Annotated in this window: 17 protein-coding genes; all 17 read right to left on the minus strand. The window is 57.0% G+C overall.

Features of this window, described 5'->3' with window-relative positions; translation table 11 throughout:
• Window positions 1-8: 8 nt before the first annotated feature.
• Entirely contained in the window at window positions 9-695 is a 687-nt protein-coding gene (radC, locus tag FX155_RS04140; RefSeq protein WP_154487851.1) for a RadC family protein, read from the minus strand.
• Complete coding sequence (locus tag FX155_RS04145; RefSeq protein WP_022487688.1) at window positions 622-1,257, minus strand: Maf family protein; 636 nt, start codon at window positions 1,255-1,257, stop codon at window positions 622-624. Before FX155_RS04145 ends, radC begins: the two co-directional genes overlap by 74 nt.
• A 13-nt stretch (window positions 1,258-1,270) precedes the next feature.
• Window positions 1,271-1,534 carry a DUF4321 domain-containing protein gene (locus FX155_RS04150; RefSeq protein ID WP_022487689.1) on the minus strand — a complete coding sequence of 88 codons (264 nt, stop codon included), beginning with the start codon at window positions 1,532-1,534 and terminating at the stop codon, window positions 1,271-1,273.
• 3 nt (window positions 1,535-1,537) lie between these two features.
• Window positions 1,538-1,975 (minus strand): SoxR reducing system RseC family protein, encoded by a 438-nt coding sequence (locus FX155_RS04155; RefSeq protein WP_022487690.1) that lies wholly within the window; start codon window positions 1,973-1,975, stop codon window positions 1,538-1,540.
• A gap of 15 nt (window positions 1,976-1,990) precedes the next feature.
• Entirely contained in the window at window positions 1,991-2,488 is a 498-nt protein-coding gene (locus FX155_RS04160) for a hypothetical protein (RefSeq protein ID WP_022487691.1), read from the minus strand.
• A 135-nt stretch (window positions 2,489-2,623) separates the two neighbouring features.
• Window positions 2,624-3,751, minus strand: a complete 1,128-nt coding sequence (gene gcdB, locus FX155_RS04165) for a sodium ion-translocating glutaconyl-CoA decarboxylase subunit beta (protein ID WP_012939171.1) — start codon at window positions 3,749-3,751, stop codon at window positions 2,624-2,626.
• Between the two features lie 35 nt (window positions 3,752-3,786).
• Window positions 3,787-4,224, minus strand: a complete 438-nt coding sequence (gene gcdC, locus FX155_RS04170) for a sodium ion-translocating glutaconyl-CoA decarboxylase subunit gamma (RefSeq protein ID WP_022487692.1) — start codon at window positions 4,222-4,224, stop codon at window positions 3,787-3,789.
• A gap of 70 nt (window positions 4,225-4,294) precedes the next feature.
• Window positions 4,295-4,618, minus strand: a complete 324-nt coding sequence (gene gcdD / locus FX155_RS04175; protein WP_012939173.1) for a sodium ion-translocating glutaconyl-CoA decarboxylase subunit delta — start codon at window positions 4,616-4,618, stop codon at window positions 4,295-4,297.
• Between the two features lie 46 nt (window positions 4,619-4,664).
• Window positions 4,665-6,164, minus strand: coding sequence for a methylmalonyl-CoA decarboxylase subunit alpha (mmdA, locus tag FX155_RS04180; protein WP_195839608.1), 1,500 nt, complete (start codon window positions 6,162-6,164; stop codon window positions 4,665-4,667).
• Between the two features lie 142 nt (window positions 6,165-6,306).
• A complete protein-coding gene (locus FX155_RS04185) occupies window positions 6,307-7,830 on the minus strand; it encodes a succinate CoA transferase (RefSeq protein WP_022487694.1) in 1,524 nt (507 codons plus the stop codon).
• 193 nt (window positions 7,831-8,023) lie between these two features.
• Window positions 8,024-9,310, minus strand: coding sequence for a [Fe-Fe] hydrogenase large subunit C-terminal domain-containing protein (locus FX155_RS04190; RefSeq protein WP_022487695.1), 1,287 nt, complete (start codon window positions 9,308-9,310; stop codon window positions 8,024-8,026).
• 30 nt (window positions 9,311-9,340) lie between these two features.
• Window positions 9,341-9,757 (minus strand): ATP-binding protein, encoded by a 417-nt coding sequence (locus tag FX155_RS04195; protein WP_022487696.1) that lies wholly within the window; start codon window positions 9,755-9,757, stop codon window positions 9,341-9,343.
• A gap of 5 nt (window positions 9,758-9,762) precedes the next feature.
• Window positions 9,763-10,125: a DRTGG domain-containing protein gene (locus FX155_RS04200; RefSeq protein WP_022487697.1), complete on the minus strand. Its 363-nt coding sequence runs from the start codon at window positions 10,123-10,125 to the stop codon at window positions 9,763-9,765.
• A 22-nt stretch (window positions 10,126-10,147) separates the two neighbouring features.
• Window positions 10,148-11,257, minus strand: a complete 1,110-nt coding sequence (locus FX155_RS11485; RefSeq protein ID WP_229778418.1) for a tetratricopeptide repeat protein — start codon at window positions 11,255-11,257, stop codon at window positions 10,148-10,150.
• The gene (locus tag FX155_RS04205; protein WP_229778419.1) at window positions 11,205-13,190 is read right to left on the minus strand and encodes an AAA family ATPase; all 1,986 of its coding nucleotides are present in this window, start codon (window positions 13,188-13,190) and stop codon (window positions 11,205-11,207) included. The genes FX155_RS11485 and FX155_RS04205 overlap by 53 nt, the downstream gene beginning before the upstream one ends.
• Window positions 13,191-13,364: 174 nt before the next feature.
• Entirely contained in the window at window positions 13,365-14,606 is a 1,242-nt protein-coding gene (gene hutI / locus FX155_RS04210) for an imidazolonepropionase (RefSeq protein ID WP_022487699.1), read from the minus strand.
• An 86-nt stretch (window positions 14,607-14,692) separates the two neighbouring features.
• Entirely contained in the window at window positions 14,693-16,741 is a 2,049-nt protein-coding gene (locus tag FX155_RS04215) for a urocanate hydratase (RefSeq protein WP_370834549.1), read from the minus strand.

A 16,741-nucleotide genomic window follows, 5' to 3' on the forward strand; every position in this document is an offset into this window, starting at 1 on the left:
TCCTCCTTTTACAACAATCCGTGTTCCTTGAAACTGTAATAGACCCCGTCTCCAATGATCAGATGATCCACCAGAGGGATCCCCATCACCTTCCCCGTATCCCACAGGGTCCGGGTCAGGCTCCTGTCCTCCCGGCTGGGGGTGGGGTCCCCGGAAGGATGGTTGTGGACCGCCAGGATGGCGGCTGCATGGTGGAGCAGCGCCGGGGCAAAAGCCTCCCGGGGATGGACCACTGAGGCATTGAGAGACCCCTCAGAAATGGGTTCGATGCCAGTGACCTTCCCCTTGCTGTTCAGCAGCACCACCAGAAAATGTTCATGATTCTCATACCGGAGCCGGGGCATCACCAGCATGGCTCCGTCTTCCGGACAGTGGATGGTCTGGAAGGGTTGGGTTTCCGCCCCTGCCAGCCGCCGTCCCAGTTCCAGGGCCGCCAGGATCACCGCAGCCTTGGCAGGCCCGATGCCGGCAATCCGGGTCAGTTCCCGGGGGTCCTGGGTCCGGGCCAGCCGGGCATCCTTCAGCAGATCCCCCGTCAGTTCCCGGGCAATATCCAGGGCCGAATGTTCCTTTCTCCCGGTGCCGATCAGGATGGCCAGCAGTTCCGTAATGGCAAGGGCTTCAGGTCCCTTGGCCAGGAGCCGTTCCCGGGGCCGTTCCTCCGGAAGCATCTCCCGGATCAGATAGTGTGTCATGTCTTGTCACGTCCAATTCTGCAAATAATTTCTTCAAAGGGGCAAGAGGGAGTCCCACCACATTGGTGTAGGACCCCTGGATGGAAGGAATGAACAAGGCGGCTTTCCCCTGGATGCCGTAGGCTCCGGCCTTGTCCAGGGGTTCCCCGGTAGCAATGTACCAGGCAATGTCTTTTTCAGAAAGAGGAGAAAACTCCACCTTCGTGGTCTCCACATGGGTCCGGACCTGTCCTTGGAAGAACAGGGCCATCCCTGTCAGTACCCGGTGGGTCCGGCCGCTGAGTTTCCGGAGCATGCGGGCTGCTTCCGCCCTGTCCCGGGGTTTTCCCAGGATCTCCCCGTCCAGGGCCACCACCGTGTCCGCCGCCAGGATGGGCACCCGGTCCCCCAGCCGGTCCCGGACTTCCCGGCCTTTGGCCAGCGCGTTGGCCAGCACCAGCTGTTCCGGGGTGGCATCGTTTTTTTCTTCTTCTCCCCGGCTCACCACCACCCGGGGCTCCAGGCCGATCTGCCGGAGCAGTTCCAGGCGCCGGGGTGAACCGGAGGCCAGTATCAGTTCCATAACGAGCATTCTCCTATAACTTGTGAAACAGAATCCCTGCCAGGATCATGCCCAGGATGGCTGCCAGATTGGGAGAAAATTCCACACCGGCGGTCACCTTGGCCACATAAAGGTCCATGGTGGAAGGGGGAATGGTCAGCACCTGATATTTCCGCACCAGGAAATCGGTGGCTCCGCCCAGAGGCTGGGAAGCCTGGAGACTGTCCCCCAGAAGGCCTCCCATGACGGCACCGGCTGCCAGGACCAGCAGCAGGGTCAGATGGTTTTTCCCCAACATGGTTTAAACCTCCACTTTTTTCCCTTTGGCGTCGTAAATCTCCCCATCGCTGAAATAGCCGGTGATGGTCCACTGTTCCACCTTGGTCCGGACACTCTTCTTGAAGTTCCGGGCATAGACCAGCCCCAGGGCCAGCCACACCAGAGTGCTGAGCACCACGATCTGCCACACGGGAGCAGAGAAAAAATGGGCTATGGCCCGGCCGAAAGCCGCACCGGCCAGGGCGGTGAGCACCGGGATCCCGTACACGATCATCTGGGCCTTCTTTTCATCCAGGGACTGTTTCCCCACGATCACCCGGGTGCCCCGTTTGGCTTCGCAGGCATTCCAGCAGTCCAGCATCTTGGGCCGCTGTTCCCCCGGTCTCTGTTCGATTTTCACCTTGGCCCGCTGTTTGTTGACTGCGATGACCTTTCCCACATACACATTGTTGTTGCTCATACTATGACTCCTTTGTTATTCTGGAAATTCCAGGTACTGTTTGGGGAACCGCCGGGCCAGCCGGTCCATCAGCTCATCGCTGGATTTGAACAGCAGGCCGCAGAGTTTTCCATTCTCCCGGTACACCAGGATCCGCTGGGGATTGGGATCCACGGAAGAATACCGGTGGACATATTTTTTAATGGAGGTCTTCCGGAAAAAGCTCCGTTTGTAATGGTTGGAAAAACTTTCCAGGTCCTTCAGGTAAACGGTCATCCGCCGTTCCAGCCCCAGGCCGTACATGACCACGATCAGCTTGTCGCTGGTGAGCTGGATGCTGTACTGGAACAGGCAGCGCCAGCACCAGAGGATCACAAACAGCAGGTTGTACCCCCAGCCCATGATACTCAATTGGCCCAGAGCAAAAGTATGATACCCTTCATAGGCCCAGCTGAGGGCAATGAGAGCCAGGGTCCCCCACTGATACAGTCTCCGCTCCCGGCTGGTTGTCGAAAATTCCTTGTATGCTTCCAAAATATTCTCCTTTGGGCTTTTCCGCCGACAAAAAAACATATCCCTTTTATTATAGCAAAAATCCCCCCAATAGAAAGGTGTTTTCTGCAAAAAAAGAGCTGCTGCCGAAGCAACAGCTCAAAAAACTTTTGTTTTTTATTTGCCGCCCACCATGGCCAGCATGGTACCGGCTGCAACAGCCGTACCGATAACACCGGCCACGTTGGGGCCCATGGCGTGCATCAGCAGGAAGTTGCCAGGGTCAGCCTGCTGTCCCACAACCTGGGACACACGGGCAGCCATAGGCACTGCGGATACACCAGCAGAACCGATCAGCGGGTTGGTCTTGCCGCCGTCCAGCTTGCTCATCAGCTTGCCGAACAGCACACCGCCGGCGGTGCCGCCGATAAAGGCAACCAGACCCAGGCAGATGATTTCGATGGTCTGCAAGGTCAGGAAGCTTTCGGCCTTCATGGTCAGGCCGGTACCGGTGGCCAGCATGATGGTCACACTGTTCATCAGGGCATTTTGTGCCGTGTCAGACAGACGGTCCATACAGCCAGATTCGGTGAACAGGTTCCCCAGCATCAGCATCCCGATCAAAGAGCATACGGAAGGCAGCAGCAGGGAAATGAAAATGGTGGTGACAATGGGGAACACCACTTTTTCAAAGTGGGTCACCGTACGCAGCTGGGCCATTTTGATCTTCCGTTCTTCCTTGGAGGTGAACAGTTTCATCACAGGCGGCTGGATCAGAGGCACCAGGGACATGTAGGAATAAGCGGCCACGGCGATGGCGCCCAGCAGATGGGGAGCCATCTTGGAAGCCAGGTAAATGGAAGTCGGGCCGTCAGCACCACCGATGATCCCGATGGCGGAAGCTTCCTTCACATTGAAGCCCAGGAGCATGGCCCCCAGCAGAGCCACAAACACACCGATCTGGGCAGCAGCACCCAGCAGCAGGGTCTTGGGGTTGGCAATCAGCGGACCAAAGTCGGTCATGGCCCCTACGCCCATGAAAATCAGCGGAGGGAAGATTTCGTATTTGATCCCGCCCAGGATCAGCTGCATAACGCCGGGATCGGTTTCGAACCCGGTCCGGGGTACGTTGGCCAGAATGCACCCGAAGGCGATCGGGCTCAGCAGCAGGGGTTCAAAGCCTTTGACGATGGCCAGGTACAGCAGGATGCACCCTACCAGCATCATCACGGCATTGCCCCAGGTAAAAGCCACAAACCCACTGTCCTGGATGACAGAGGTCAGGGCTACCACAAAAGCATCCATGTTCTAAAATCCTCCTTTATGTTCGGAGACGATGATTAGAGAATAACCATTACGTCGCCGGTGGCTACGGTATCGCCAGCGTTTACGCGGACTTCGGAAACCGTGCCATCTTCAGGAGCCATGATTTCATTCTGCATCTTCATAGCTTCCAGGATCAGCAGAACATCGCCGGCTTCCACTTTGTCGCCGGGTTTTACGTTAACGGACAGAATCTTGCCGGGCATGGGAGCGGATACGGTTACGGAGCCGGCAGGAGCAGCAGCGGCCGGTTTGGCAGCGGGAGCAGGAGCAGCAGCAGGAGCAGCGGCAGGAGCCGGAGCGGGAGCAGCAGCAGGAGCAGCAGCTACAGGAGCCGGAGCAGGAGCAGCAGCAGGAGCGGCAGGGGCAGCAGGAGCTGCGGTTACAGCGCCGCCAACTTCTTCAACTTCTACGGTGTAAACAGTACCGTTAACGTTAACATTAAATTTTCTCATGAGAATACCCTCCTAAACAGTTTTCAAGTTGTTTGATTTTGTGGATAATGAACCGTCCCTCAACAGTTCATCAGAAAGAATGATGGGGCAGATTCATCGGCTCCATTTTTCTTTTGTGTTCGGCGATGGCAGCACTCAGGGCAGCTGCAATCATATCGTCTTCATCCTGGACCAGGGCCAGGACAGCTGCCATGGCAGCCACTTTTTCCTCTTCCTGCCGTTTGCTGGCAGCAGCGGAAGGCGCTGGTTTAGCAACTACAGGCTTTTTTTTTCCCTGAACTTTCTTGGTGGGATCGACAGCATGGATCAGCACCATCAGGATTCCCAGCACAATCAGCACGCCGAATACGATGGTCATGTTGATCATCATAATCAGCCAAGGATTGTCGGTCATGAACGTTTCACCTCTCTTCCCTCATGATGAATGGTTTATATCAAAATCACAGAGGAATGTTACCGTGTTTCTTAGTTGGCCGGTCTTCCTGCTTTGATTTTAACATACGCAGCGCTTTGATCAGCGTGGGACGGGTGGTCTTGGGTTCGATGACCATTTCCACCATCCCGTGCTTGGCGGCATAATAAGGAGTGGCAAAGTTGGTGATGTACTCCTGGGTCTTCTGTTCCACATCCGGGTCTTTCCGGAAGATGATCTTGGCAGCCCCCTGGGGTCCCATGACGGCGATTTCCGCCGTGGGCCAGGCAATCACATGATCGGCACCCAAGTCCTGGGCACACATGGCCAGATAAGCACCCCCATAGGCCTTCCGGGTCACCAGGGTGATCTTGGGCACCGTGGCTTCGCAGTAGGCATAGAGCATCTTGGCCCCGTGACGGATGATGCCGCCGTATTCCTGGTCCGTTCCCGGCAGGAACCCGGGCACATCCACGATATTGATCAGAGGGATCCGGAAAGCATCGCAGAAGCGGATGAACCGGGCCGCCTTGTCAGAAGCGTTGATATCCAGGCACCCGGCCATGATCCGGGGCTGGTTGGCGATGATCCCCACCGTGGATCCGTCCATCCGTGCCAGGCAGGTGATGATGTTCCGGGCATACATCCGGTGAGGTTCCACATATTCCCCGTTGTCCACGATGCTGCGGATGACTTTGTACATATCATAGGGCATCTGAGGACCGTCAGGAATGATGGTGTTCAGGCTTTCATCCATCCGGTAAGCGCTGTCCCCGGTGTCATAGACCGGAGGATTCTCCCGGTTGTTGCTGGGCAGGAAACTGAGCAGGTACCGGATCTGTTCCAGGCAGTCCGCATCGTTTTCCGCCGGGAAGTCCGCCACCCCGCTGCGGGTGCAGTGGGTAAAGGTGCCTCCCAGGTCTTCCTGGCCCACTTCCTCGCCGGTCACGGTCTTCACCACTTCCGGTCCGGTAATGAACATCTTGGAATTCTTCTTCACCATGTAGATGAAGTCCGTAAGAGCCGGACTGTATACCGCACCCCCGGCGCAGGGACCCATGATGGCGGAAATCTGGGGAATCACCCCGGAAGCCAGGGTATTCTGCTTGAACATTTTCCCGAACCCGGCCAGGGCGTCCGTGGCTTCCTGGATCCGGGCACCGCCGGAATCTTCCATGCCCACGATGGGTGCCCCGGTCTTCAAGGCCATGGCCTGGACCTTGGCGATCTTGTTGGCGTGCATTTCCCCCAGGGATCCCCCTTCCACGGTGAAATCCTGGGCGTAAACGAACACCGTCCGTCCGTTAACCGTGCCGTAGCCTGTCACCACCCCGTCCCCGGCCAGATATTTCTTTTCCTGGCCGAAGTTGGAGCAGCGATGTTCTACAAATTTATCCAGTTCTACAAAACTTCCCTCATCTAAGAACGACTTTATCCGTTCCCGGGCAGTCATTTTACCGGCATCATGCTGTTTGCCGACTCTTTTGGCGCCTCCGCCTGCTTCGATTTTCTCGTAGCGGGCAAACATATCTTCAATTTTTTCCTGTGTGGTCAAAAATACGCACCTCCTTCAAGGATTCTTGGCTGCAGCGAAACCAAAACACGGTAATTGTAACATAAATATGACCCTGTTGCCACCGGTTTTCGGAAAATATCGCTGGAGAACCCTCTTATTCCTTCTCCATGGTGCCGTTTTTCAGCATTCTTTCATGGAAGGAGAAGGCTTCGGACAGGATGTGAGGGGTCTGGCTGTTGTGGCAGGCCACACAAGCCCGTTCGAAATAATCCTTCAGGATGGGCTGGTATCTGGGGCTGGCGATCTGGTCGATGATGATGGGTGCTCTTTCTTTGGGGGACAGGCCTCTCAGGTCAGCCACACCCCGTTCGGATACAATCACATCCACATCGTGTTCGCAGTTGTCGATATGGGAGCAGAAAGGCACTACAGAACTGATCTTGCCGCCCTTCCGTTCGGATTCGGCGAAGAAGATGGACAGATAGCCGTTCCGGGCAAAGTCCCCGCTGCCGCCGATGCCGTTCATCAGGTTGGTGCCGTTGATATGGGAAGAGTTCACGTTCCCATACAGGTCCACTTCGATGGCGGTGTTCATGGCGATGACACCCAGCCGGCGGACCACTTCCGGGTTGTTGGAAATTTCCTGGGGCCGGAGGATCAGATGGGATTTGTATTTGTCCAGGTTGCTGTAGAATCTCTTCTGGACTTCAGCGGACATGGTCAGGGATGCCCCGGAAGCCACCCGCAGTTTCCCGGCATCGATCAGGTCGAACATACCGTCCTGGATCACTTCCGTGTATACGGTCAGGTCTTCGAAATCAGAATGGACCAGGCCGTTGATCACCGCGTTGGCCACGGACCCTACCCCGGACTGGAGGGGCAGCAGGTTCTTGGGCAGCCGGCCGGCCTTTACTTCGTTTTTCAGGAATTCCACCAGGTTGCCCCCCATGGCCCGGGCATCATCGGTAATGGCCGCCAGTTTGCTGGGGGTATCGGGGATATCGCAGGGAACGATGGCTGCCACCTTGTCCAGGTCGCAGGGAATGTAGGGAGTCCCTACCCGGTCTTCCGGCCGTTCGATGGGAATGATCTTCCGGTAGGGAGGATCCAGGGGCACATAGCAGTCGTGCATCCCTTCCAGGCCCAGAGGCTGGGTTACGTTCACTTCCACGATGACTTTCTTGGCGCTCTGGACATAGCCGCAGCTGCCCCCCAGGCTGGTGGTGGGGATGATGCCGATCTTCCCTTTGCCCAGGTCCTTGATGGAGCAGGCTTCGATGATGGCCACATCCACATCCCGGTGATCCGGCAGGAAGCCGAACCGGGCCATCTGGTTGAAGGTGCTGATATGGGTGTCCAGATACCGGATCTGGCCGTTGTTGATGGCGTTCCGGCAGTTTTTGTCGGTCTGGTAGGGCATCCGGTTGCCTACGATCCCTGCCTCCACCATGGCCGTATCGATTTCAGGTCCAGGGAGCACAGTCCAGACATTGACTTTAAAGGGATGTTCCTTTCCTCTGGCAGCCAGAGCCAGGGGTACTGCTTTGGGATACCCGGAAGGGGTAAATCCGCTCATGCCCAGGTTCATGCCGTCTTGAATCATTTCTGCCGCTTTTTCAGCTGTGGTGATCTTGCTGAGTGCTGCGGCACAATGGACTCGATCCGTAATATCGATCATTTGCTCTTCCTCCTGTTTGCCTGATAGGCTTCTCGTCTGGAGATTCTATCTGAATATTTAAAAATAGAATCCACGTCATAAATAATAACAATATTTCCGCCAACTTGCAAGGAAAAAGGACATGACAGCTCTGGAAATTTAACCGGACAGCTGTCCTTTTTCTGTTATTTTTTGAACATTCTCTGATTTTTCCTCATTTTTCCTTTTTCTTTCGCAGGAAGATGCACCCCTCCTTTTCTCCATAGCCCCGGACCACGTCTTCCGCAAAAGCCCGGCAGGTGGGGGCTCCGCAGGCCCCGCAGTCCAGCTGGGGGAACTCTTTTTCCAGTTTCTTCAGCTGGCCCATCTTCTCCAGGGCCTCGCCGAAATCCCTGGCCAGGGGCGGATGGGGCCGGGGTTCCAGGGGCTTGATGTACTTCCAGGAAGCCGGGAAATCCTCGATGATCCGGCAGCGGGCCATGGCGGTCTCCCGGTCCGCATTTTCCCGGTTCCGCCGGCGGTCCACCCGCACCCGGAGATTCTTGGCGGCCACGTACTTGTTCACCGCCACACAGGGCCCTCCGATGCAGCCCCCTGCACAGCTGTAACAGCACACGTACCGCACATCGCTGAGTTTGGCCATGCTTACCTGTTCCAGCAGTTCGTCCACCTCTTCCGGCCCCTGGGCCGCCAGGGCATTGGTCAGGCCGGTGGATTCCAGTTCCCCCCGCCAGCTTCCCCAGCTGAGGCTGTAGGAAGAGCCCAGGGTGGCTTCCGGCACCTCATACCGGGTTTCCTGCACATGCTTGATGGCCTGGGTCAGAGGCCCATAGATGGAAGAAATGGTGAAGGATCCGGTGACCGCCGTGTGGGCCACGTCCACGGACTGGTGGATGTTGGTGCCCTTGGCGGGGCAGGGAGAAATGAACCAGATCCCCACTTCCTCCGGGGCCAGTTGCAGCCGCCGGGTGGTTTCCCGCCGGGTATAGATGGCCGCCGCTTCCGCCGGTGCCAGTACCGGGAGCACCTGCTTCACCAGTTCCGGATACTTGGTCTGGATCAGCCGGAGCACCGCCGGGCAGGCGGAGGAGATCAGGGGGAAGGGGCCCTTGTAATGGGCGATGTACCGCTCCATTTCGTCGCTGATATAGTCCCCGGCCAAAGCCACGTCGAACACCGTGTCGAACCCCAGTTCCCGGAGCCCCTCCCAGATCACGGAGGCGGCGATGTTCCCGTCGAACTGGGCGTAAAAGGAAGGGGTGGCCAGAGCAATGTTCACTTTGTACTTCTTCAGTTCCGTCAGCGGGTCCGCCCATCCTTCCATGGCCCGGGTGGGACAGCAGCGGATGCACTCCCCGCAGTCGATGCACCGGTCCGAAAGGATCACCGCTTTTCCCTGCCGGACCCGGATGGCCTGGACCAGACATTCCTTCACACAGATCAGGCACCCGGTGCATTTTTCCCGGTTGACTCGGACCGAATTGAGATAGGCTTCACTCACCGGTTTTCACCTGCTTTTCCTTCCCCTTACTCAGTGGGCCAGCCGGAACTCCAGGGTCACCCGGGTCCCTTTCCCCACCTGGGTATCGATTTTCATGGCATCGGAAACTTTCTTCATGTTGGGCAGCCCCATGCCGGCCCCGAACCCCATGGCCCGGATCTTGGCGGACGCAGTGGACCAGCCTTCCCGCATGGCTTTTTCCACATCCGGGATCCCGGGGCCATGGTCCTCGATGGTGATGGTGACCTTTTCCGGATCCAGATCGGCCCGGATCTCTCCCCCGCCCCCATGGATCAGACAGTTCATTTCCCCTTCATAGGTTCCGATGGCGATCCGCCGGATCAGTTCCGGAGCCAGTCCCAGCTGCTTGAGCATTCCTTTCAGGGATGTGGAAGCCGCCCCGGCCCGTTCAAAGTCATTGGGGATCACCGTGTATTTTTCCTCCATGACGGCTATTTCCGGTCCTTGCCGGAGCAGCCCCGGAGCCCCAGCTCATACAGCCGGCCGCAGGCCTCGAACATAGTGCACCGGGTGTAGAGCACCGGGATCCCCTTGCTCCGGGCCGCCAGCAGCACATCCTGTTCCGGATGCTTGTCCCGGACAAAGATCAGAGCCGCTGCATCGCTCACGTCCGCCGTCCGGACCACCTGGATGTTCAGGAGCCCGGTGAGCAGTACAAAATCTTCCTTGGCATAGGCCAGCACATCGCTCATCATGTCGCTGCCGCAGGCCTGGTTCACCGTCCGGTCCATCCCTTCCTGTCCGGAAACCACCTGGGCTTCCAGGACTTCCGCCACTTTCTTCAACGTTACCATGGTTCATTCCTCCTTTGATTTCTCAAAACAACGCTTCCATCTGCTTCCGTTCCCAGGTGTCCCGGTAGGGATCCAGCACCTGGAGGGCCCGGGTGGCATAGGACCCCAGGCTCCCTTCGTAATGGCGGGCGATCCCGCTGTCCGGATGGTCCTTCTTCAAAAGGGCGATGGCCATGTATACATAGCCTGCCTCCCGGGGATTGTTCATGTTCCCCAGTTTGTGGAGAGCATCATCCAGGAACCGGACCGCCTCCTTTTCCTTTCCTTCCCGCATGGACAAAAGGGCCAGGTAGGATTCCACTATGGGATGACGCCAGTAGAACACATACCGGGGGAACAGTTCATAGGCCTGGAGAAAATACTTTTTGGCCCGGTCGAACTGCCCCATATTGTAACAGGTGACCCCTGCATTGCAGGAAAAGACCACCCAGGAACTGTAGGCTTCCTGATCCCTGGCATAGTCCAGGGCCTTGTCGTAGCAGTCCAGGGCCTCCTGGAACTTTCCCTCTCCCCGACGGATCTCCCCCAGGTAGTTGTAGGCTCCGGCAATGTTCAGGGCATAGCGCCGCTGGACATTCTGGGTCACCATGAAGGTGGAGATGGATTCCTTCAGCAGCCGTTCTGCTTCCGGGAAATTCCCCTGCATGATCATGTTGAGGCCCTTGAGCCGGAGCAGGATCCCCATTTCCTTGTGGTAGTTGCATTCGTCCGCCAGGTTCAGGGCCACTTCCAGATAGTTCTTCATTTCTTCCGTGTTGCCGATCTGGATATCGTAGTAGATCATCTGCTTATAGCCCATGAGCATGTAGTCCCGGTTGTGGACTTCTGCCGCCTGTTCGATCAGGCTCAGAATGTTCCGGACCCCTTTTTCGTATTCTCCCACCCGGATGTAGTGCCGGCCCATCAGGTGCAGGTAGTTCATTTCCAGGTCCCGGACTTCCGGAGTCTCCCCGCAGGTCCGCTTGATGGTGTGCATCATCTCGTCCACTTCCGCCAGGAATTTGCCCAGATTGGACTCGATGTACCGGCTCTTGTCATCGTCGGGCATAATATCCGCACTGCTGAGCACAGGGAACAGTTCATTGCTGAAGTTCAGATAATACATAAGGATCTTCAGTTTGTACCGGCCCATGTTCACCAGTTCTCCGGCCTCCTGGTAATGGTATTCCAGATGGTGGTACAGCCGGATGTCCTGGGGGGGAATGGGTAAGCCGCTTTTCCCAGAGTCCGGCGATGTAGCTGTGGAGGATCTTCTGTTTTTCCAGGGAGATCTGCTGGTGGATGTATTCTTTCAGCTTCTGCTGGACAATTTCATAGATCACTTCCGGCTGCTGGGGCACCGGCCGGATGAAGTTGTTGTTCCGGAGCACCTCCAGGTTTTCCAGGGCCTGGAGGCTGTTCATATGCATGTATTCCGAGATCATGGCCAGAGGCGCCCCGTCGTAGAACAGGGAAATGAAGTCCAGGATCTTCCGCTGGTCATCGGTAAGAGCGAAACAGTTGGATTTGAAAATATTCCGCATGTTTTCCGTCAGGTTTTCCAGACTGCCGGTGGTCTTGAGGGCCTTCAGGCATTCCCGGAGCAGGAACAGGTTCCCTTCCGATTCTTCCAGCAGCCGGTCCACCAGATGGTCATCCACCGGCACCGGCAGTTCCATGTCCAGGGCAAAGAGCCGGACGGTCTCCCTGTCCAGGGGGGCCAGTTCCAACAGCCGGAGCTTGTGGTACATGGAGACGGAGGTCTCGAATTTCTGATAGTTCTTGTCCTGGGAAGGCTGGGCGGTCAGCAGGAACATGAACCGGGAGGATTTCTTGTGGAGGATCAGACTGCTCAACAAAGACAGGCTGAGAGGATCCATCCACTGGATGTCCTCAAAGATAAACAGCAGCTGCCGGCTTTCCCCCACATTTTCCATCACCGTGTAGAGGGTGTGGAAAATGGCGTCGAATTTCAGCAGATCCTTGATTTCCGCCAGTCCCGCTTCCCGGTCCCCGCTCATGTCCATCTGGGGGAACAGTTCATACAGCCGGGAGGGATCCATGTTGGGCACCGGGATCTTTTCCCGGCGGATCAGGTTCCCCAGCCCCTCCACGATTCCGGTCCAGGGCCGGAGCAGGATGTTCTGTTCCGGTTTGAAGCAGTTGGTCTGGATCACCGTCACTTCCGGAGGCAGTTCCTCCACCAGGGCATCCTTCAGGATGGTCTTGCCGCAGCCGGCTTCTCCCCGGATCAGCAGGGTATCGCTGTTCCTGCCCTGGAGGAACTCTTCCAGCATCCTGTTCACCAGCTGGAGTTCCCGTTCCCGTCCGGTCAGGCTGCCTTTGGGCCGGGGTTTCAGGATCCCCTGCTCTTTTTTCTCCTGCTTTTCCTCATGGAGGGTCCGTTTCATCAGCTCTTCGATTTCCGGAGGCACATTGCTCTGGAGCTCTTCCCGGAACAGCTTCTTCATTTCCTCATACAGTTCCGTAGCCTGCTTCATGTTTCCCTGCTCACAATACGTCCGGAGCAGCAGGGTATAGATGGATTCATCGTAGGGATCATGGGCAATGAGCATCCGGCCGTACCGGGTCACCTTGGCCTGATTCCGGACAGCCACCGCTTCCTTCAGTTTCTGGAGCAGGGCATCCATGTACAGTCCTTCCAGACGGTCCCGTTCCGTCAGATACCAGTTTTCGTACTCTGCCGCATCCTTGATGAAGAACCCCTGGAGGAAGGCACCCTGATACAGTTCCAAGTTCCGGCCCGGATCCACCTCGAATTCCTTCACATCCACCTGGACCCGGATTTCCGGATTCACCTTGATAATGGCTTTCCGGGGCGAAATGAACACATCCGGTCCCAGGATCTTCTTGGTTTCGTAAATGGCATTCCGGAGATTTTTCCGGGCAATGGCATCGGGCTTGTCCGCCCACAGCACACCGCTCAGTTCATCCCGCATCACCGTGCCCTTCACCAGCAGGTAGTATACCAGTGCATTGACTTTATTATAGGGAAAGAAGATTTCCTTCCCGTCTTTCTGGATAACAGGAGCGCCTAAAAACCGCGCTTGGATCAGACTCGTCATGTTTCCACACCTCATCAGAGAAATTTTATGTAAAAATTACCAACTCCCGTAAGGCCCCTCAAATTGTCATAGTAATCAGTACTATTATAATATAAACGGAAAAGAAAGAAAAGAAGGGGGTGCTGCACCCAATGTGCAGCACCCTCTTCTGTTGAGCCAGGGCAGCCGGCAGGCTTACCGGACCACCACTTTTCCTTTTTTGATGACGGTTTCCACAATGTTGACCCCTGTATGGTAGGGAAGGAATTTGTAGGACGGATACTGGAGGATCACCAGGTCCGCCTGTTTCCCCGGCTCCAGGGAACCGATCCGGTCCGCCCGGTCCAGGGCCGCGGCCCCGTTCAGGGTCAGGGCGGTGATGGCTTCTTCCGCACTCATCTTCATGTAGATCACCGCCAGGCCGATCATGAGGGGCACCGAGAAGGTGAAGCCGCTTCCCGGGTTGAAATCCGTGGCCAGGGCTACGGCGCAGCCGGCGTCGATCATTTCCCGGGCCCGGGCAAAGGGTTCTTTCAGACAGAAGGCGGTGGTGGGCAGCAGGGTGGACACCACCCCGTTGTCCGCCATGGCCCGGATCCCTGCATCGGAAGCATGGAGCAGATGGTCCGCACTGGTGGCGTGGAGTTCCCCGGCCAGTTCCGCCCCGCCCAGGCTGACGATCTCATCTGCATGGATTTTCAGCTTGAAGCCCATCTTCCGGGCTTCCGTCAGCAGGTGCCGGCTCTGTTCAATGGAGAACACCCCTTTTTCGCAGAACACGTCGCAGAATTCCGCCAGGTGTTTTTCCGCCACTTCCGGCATTACATCCTTCAGGAGGAATTCGATGAAGTCATCCCCCCGGTCCTTGTATTCCGGCGGCACCGCATGGGCCCCCAGGAAGGTGGACACCAGCTCGATGGGCTGCTTTTCGTTCAGGTCCCGGACCACTTCCATCTGTTTGATTTCCGTATCATGATCCTGGCCGTAGCCGCTTTTGGCTTCCACGGTGGTGACCCCCATGGCCAGCATCTTCTTCAAAAAGTCCATGCTGTGGTCCACCAGCTCTTCCCGGCTGGCTTCCCGGGTGGCCTTCATGGTGTTCAGGATGCCCCCGCCCCGTTCCATGATTTCCATATAGCTCATGCCGCCCATCCGCCAGAGGAATTCATCGGGCCGGTAGCCCCCGAACACCAGGTGGGTGTGGGAATCCACGAACCCGGGGAGCACCGCCTTGCCGGTGGCGTCGATCTGTTTGTCCGCCGGCACCAGTTTCTCCCAGTCCGGCTGGTTCCCGATGCTGCGGATCTTCCCGTTTTCAATCAGGATGGACTGGTTCTCGTAGATCTTCAGCTGTTTCATTTCCCGGCCATGACGGGCGGTATTCCCTTCCGGGGTCACAATCTGGGCCGCATGTTTGATCAGCAGTCTGTCAATCATTGCCTTTCCTCCTTCAGTTCTGCCACAAAAGGGTTGCTGCACGGTATCCGTGCAGCAGCCCTTTGATTCTGTATGGTTCCTGTGGATCAGTCTTTGATCACATGGGCTTTGGGATAAACCTTGGCCACTGCGTCTTTGATCTGTTTTTCGTCGGTCAGGTACGGCAGGGTGATCTGCCCGATGCCGTGACGGGTCTTGTTGAATTCCACAGCCGTTTCCATGGCGTGTTCGTTCCGTGCCCAGGACCGGCGGGCCACACCGCTGATTACATCCCAGCTCAGGGAGCTGCGGATGATTTCATCCACCCGGTGGCTGCCATCCAGCACCAGACCGAAGCCGCCGTTGATGGCTTTGCCGATGCCCACGCCGCCGCCGTTGTGGAGGGCGCACAGGCTCATGCCTCTGGCTGCGTTCCCGGCGAAGCACTGGACTGCCATGTCAGCCATTACATTGGAGCCGTCCTTGATGTTGGAGGTTTCCCGGAAGGGAGAGTCCGTACCGGATACGTCGTGATGGTCACGGCCCATCATGACAGGCCCGATTTCCCCGTTCCGGACCAGTTCGTTGAATTTCAGGGCGATGTTCACACGGCCTACTTCATCCTGGTACAGGATACGGGCCTGGGTGCCCACCACCAGTTTGTTCTTTTCTGCATCCCGGATCCAGTTGTAGTTGTCCCGATCCTGGTACCGGCGGTTCACGTCGATGCAGCTCATGGCCGCCATATCGGTCTTGTGCAGGTCTTCCGGTTTGCCGGACAGGCATACCCAGCGGAAGGGTCCGTAGCCGTAGTCGAACAGCTGGGGTCCCATGATGTCTTCCACGTAGGAGGGCCAGATGAACCCGTCTTTGTCGTCCACACCGTTCTTGGAGATTTCCTTTACCCCGGAATCAAACACGGCTTTCATGAAGGAGTTGCCGTAGTCGAAGAAGTACACGCCCCGGGCGGTGATCTTCTTCAGGGCTTCGAAGTGGGCATGGAGGGTCTTGTCCACCAGTTCCCGGAACTTGGCCGGATCTTCTGCCAGCATCTTGGTCCGTTCCTCAAAGGTCAGGCCCTGAGGGCAGTAGCCGCCGTTGTAGGCGTTGTGGCAGGAAGTCTGGTCGGAAACCAGGTCCACATGGATGTTGTGGTCCACAATGTATTCCAGCAGGTCAACGATGTTGCCGTGGTATGCGAAGGATTTGCCCTTCTTTTCCGCCATGGATTTCTGGGCCATGGCAATGACTTCCGGCAGGGAATCGGAAACTCCGGAGATCCAGCCCTGATCCAGGCGGGTCTTGATCCGGGAAGCATCCACTTCCGCCACAATGGCGGTGCAGTTGGCGATTTCCGCCGCTTTGCCCTGGGCACCGCTCATGCCGCCCAGGCCGGAGGTGACGAACAGCTTGCCGCCCAAGTCCCCGTCTTCCGGGATCCCCAGTTTCATGCGGCCGGCGTTCAGGATGGTGTTGAAGGTACCATGGACGATGCCCTGGGGCCCGATGTACATCCAGCCGCCGGCGGTCATCTGCCCATAGTTGGCCACGCCCATTTCTTCGGCGATTTCCCAGTCATGCTGGTTGTCGTATTCCCCGATCATCAGACCGTTGGTGATGATTACCCGGGGAGCTTCCGGTTTGGAATGGAACAGGCCCAGAGGATGGCCGGATTCCATGACCAGGGTCTGGTCCGGAGTGATTTCTTCCAGATACCGTTTGATCAGCAGGTACTGCATCCAGTCATGGCACACGCTGCCGGTTTCCCCGTAGGTGACCAGTTCGTAAGGATACAGAGCCACTTCAAAGTCCAGGTTGTTGTCGATCATCACCTGGAAGGCCTTGCCTTCGGTGCATTTGCCTTTGTATTCATCAATGGGTTTCCCGTAGATCCGGCCTTCCGGACGGAAACGGTAGCCGTAGATCCGGCCCCGGGTGGTCAGTTCTTCCAGGAATTCCGGGATCAGTTCTTCATGATATTCTTCCGGGATATAACGCAGGGCATTTTTCAGAGCAATTTCAGTCTGTGCCGGAGTCAGACGGAAGCCACGGTCCGGAGCCCGACGGATGCCTTCCTGGAAAGGTTTGGGTTTGGGCAGCCCGTTGGGGAATTCCAGTTTAATGGTCATGGCTTTTCCGATTTCTTCATTCTTCAT

The sequence above is a fragment of the Acidaminococcus fermentans genome (genome assembly GCF_009696675.1).
Lineage (GTDB): Bacteria > Bacillota > Negativicutes > Acidaminococcales > Acidaminococcaceae > Acidaminococcus.

Bases quoted from the DNA above. Each gene is read 5' to 3' on its own strand.
- FX155_RS04205 (WP_229778419.1), bottom strand. From the start codon at position 13,190: ATGACGAGTCTGATCCAAGCGCGGTTTTTAGGCGCTCCTGTTATCCAG.
- gcdB (WP_012939171.1), bottom strand. From the start codon at position 3,751: ATGGATGCTTTTGTGGTAGCCCTGACCTCTGTCATCCAGGACAGTGGG.
- mmdA (WP_195839608.1), bottom strand. From the start codon at position 6,164: ATGTTTGCCCGCTACGAGAAAATCGAAGCAGGCGGAGGCGCCAAAAGA.
- FX155_RS11485 (WP_229778418.1), bottom strand. From the start codon at position 11,257: ATGGGCCGGTACAAACTGAAGATCCTTATGTATTATCTGAACTTCAGC.
- FX155_RS04145 (WP_022487688.1), bottom strand. From the start codon at position 1,257: ATGGAACTGATACTGGCCTCCGGTTCACCCCGGCGCCTGGAACTGCTC.
- hutI (WP_022487699.1), bottom strand. From the start codon at position 14,606: ATGATTGACAGACTGCTGATCAAACATGCGGCCCAGATTGTGACCCCG.
- FX155_RS04200 (WP_022487697.1), bottom strand. From the start codon at position 10,125: ATGGTAACGTTGAAGAAAGTGGCGGAAGTCCTGGAAGCCCAGGTGGTT.
- radC (WP_154487851.1), bottom strand. From the start codon at position 695: ATGACACACTATCTGATCCGGGAGATGCTTCCGGAGGAACGGCCCCGG.
- FX155_RS04195 (WP_022487696.1), bottom strand. From the start codon at position 9,757: ATGGAGGAAAAATACACGGTGATCCCCAATGACTTTGAACGGGCCGGG.
- FX155_RS04215 (WP_370834549.1), bottom strand. From the start codon at position 16,741: ATGAAGAATGAAGAAATCGGAAAAGCCATGACCATTAAACTGGAATTC.
- FX155_RS04185 (WP_022487694.1), bottom strand. From the start codon at position 7,830: ATGATCGATATTACGGATCGAGTCCATTGTGCCGCAGCACTCAGCAAG.
- gcdD (WP_012939173.1), bottom strand. From the start codon at position 4,618: ATGACCGACAATCCTTGGCTGATTATGATGATCAACATGACCATCGTA.
- gcdC (WP_022487692.1), bottom strand. From the start codon at position 4,224: ATGAGAAAATTTAATGTTAACGTTAACGGTACTGTTTACACCGTAGAA.
- FX155_RS04150 (WP_022487689.1), bottom strand. From the start codon at position 1,534: ATGTTGGGGAAAAACCATCTGACCCTGCTGCTGGTCCTGGCAGCCGGT.
- FX155_RS04155 (WP_022487690.1), bottom strand. From the start codon at position 1,975: ATGAGCAACAACAATGTGTATGTGGGAAAGGTCATCGCAGTCAACAAA.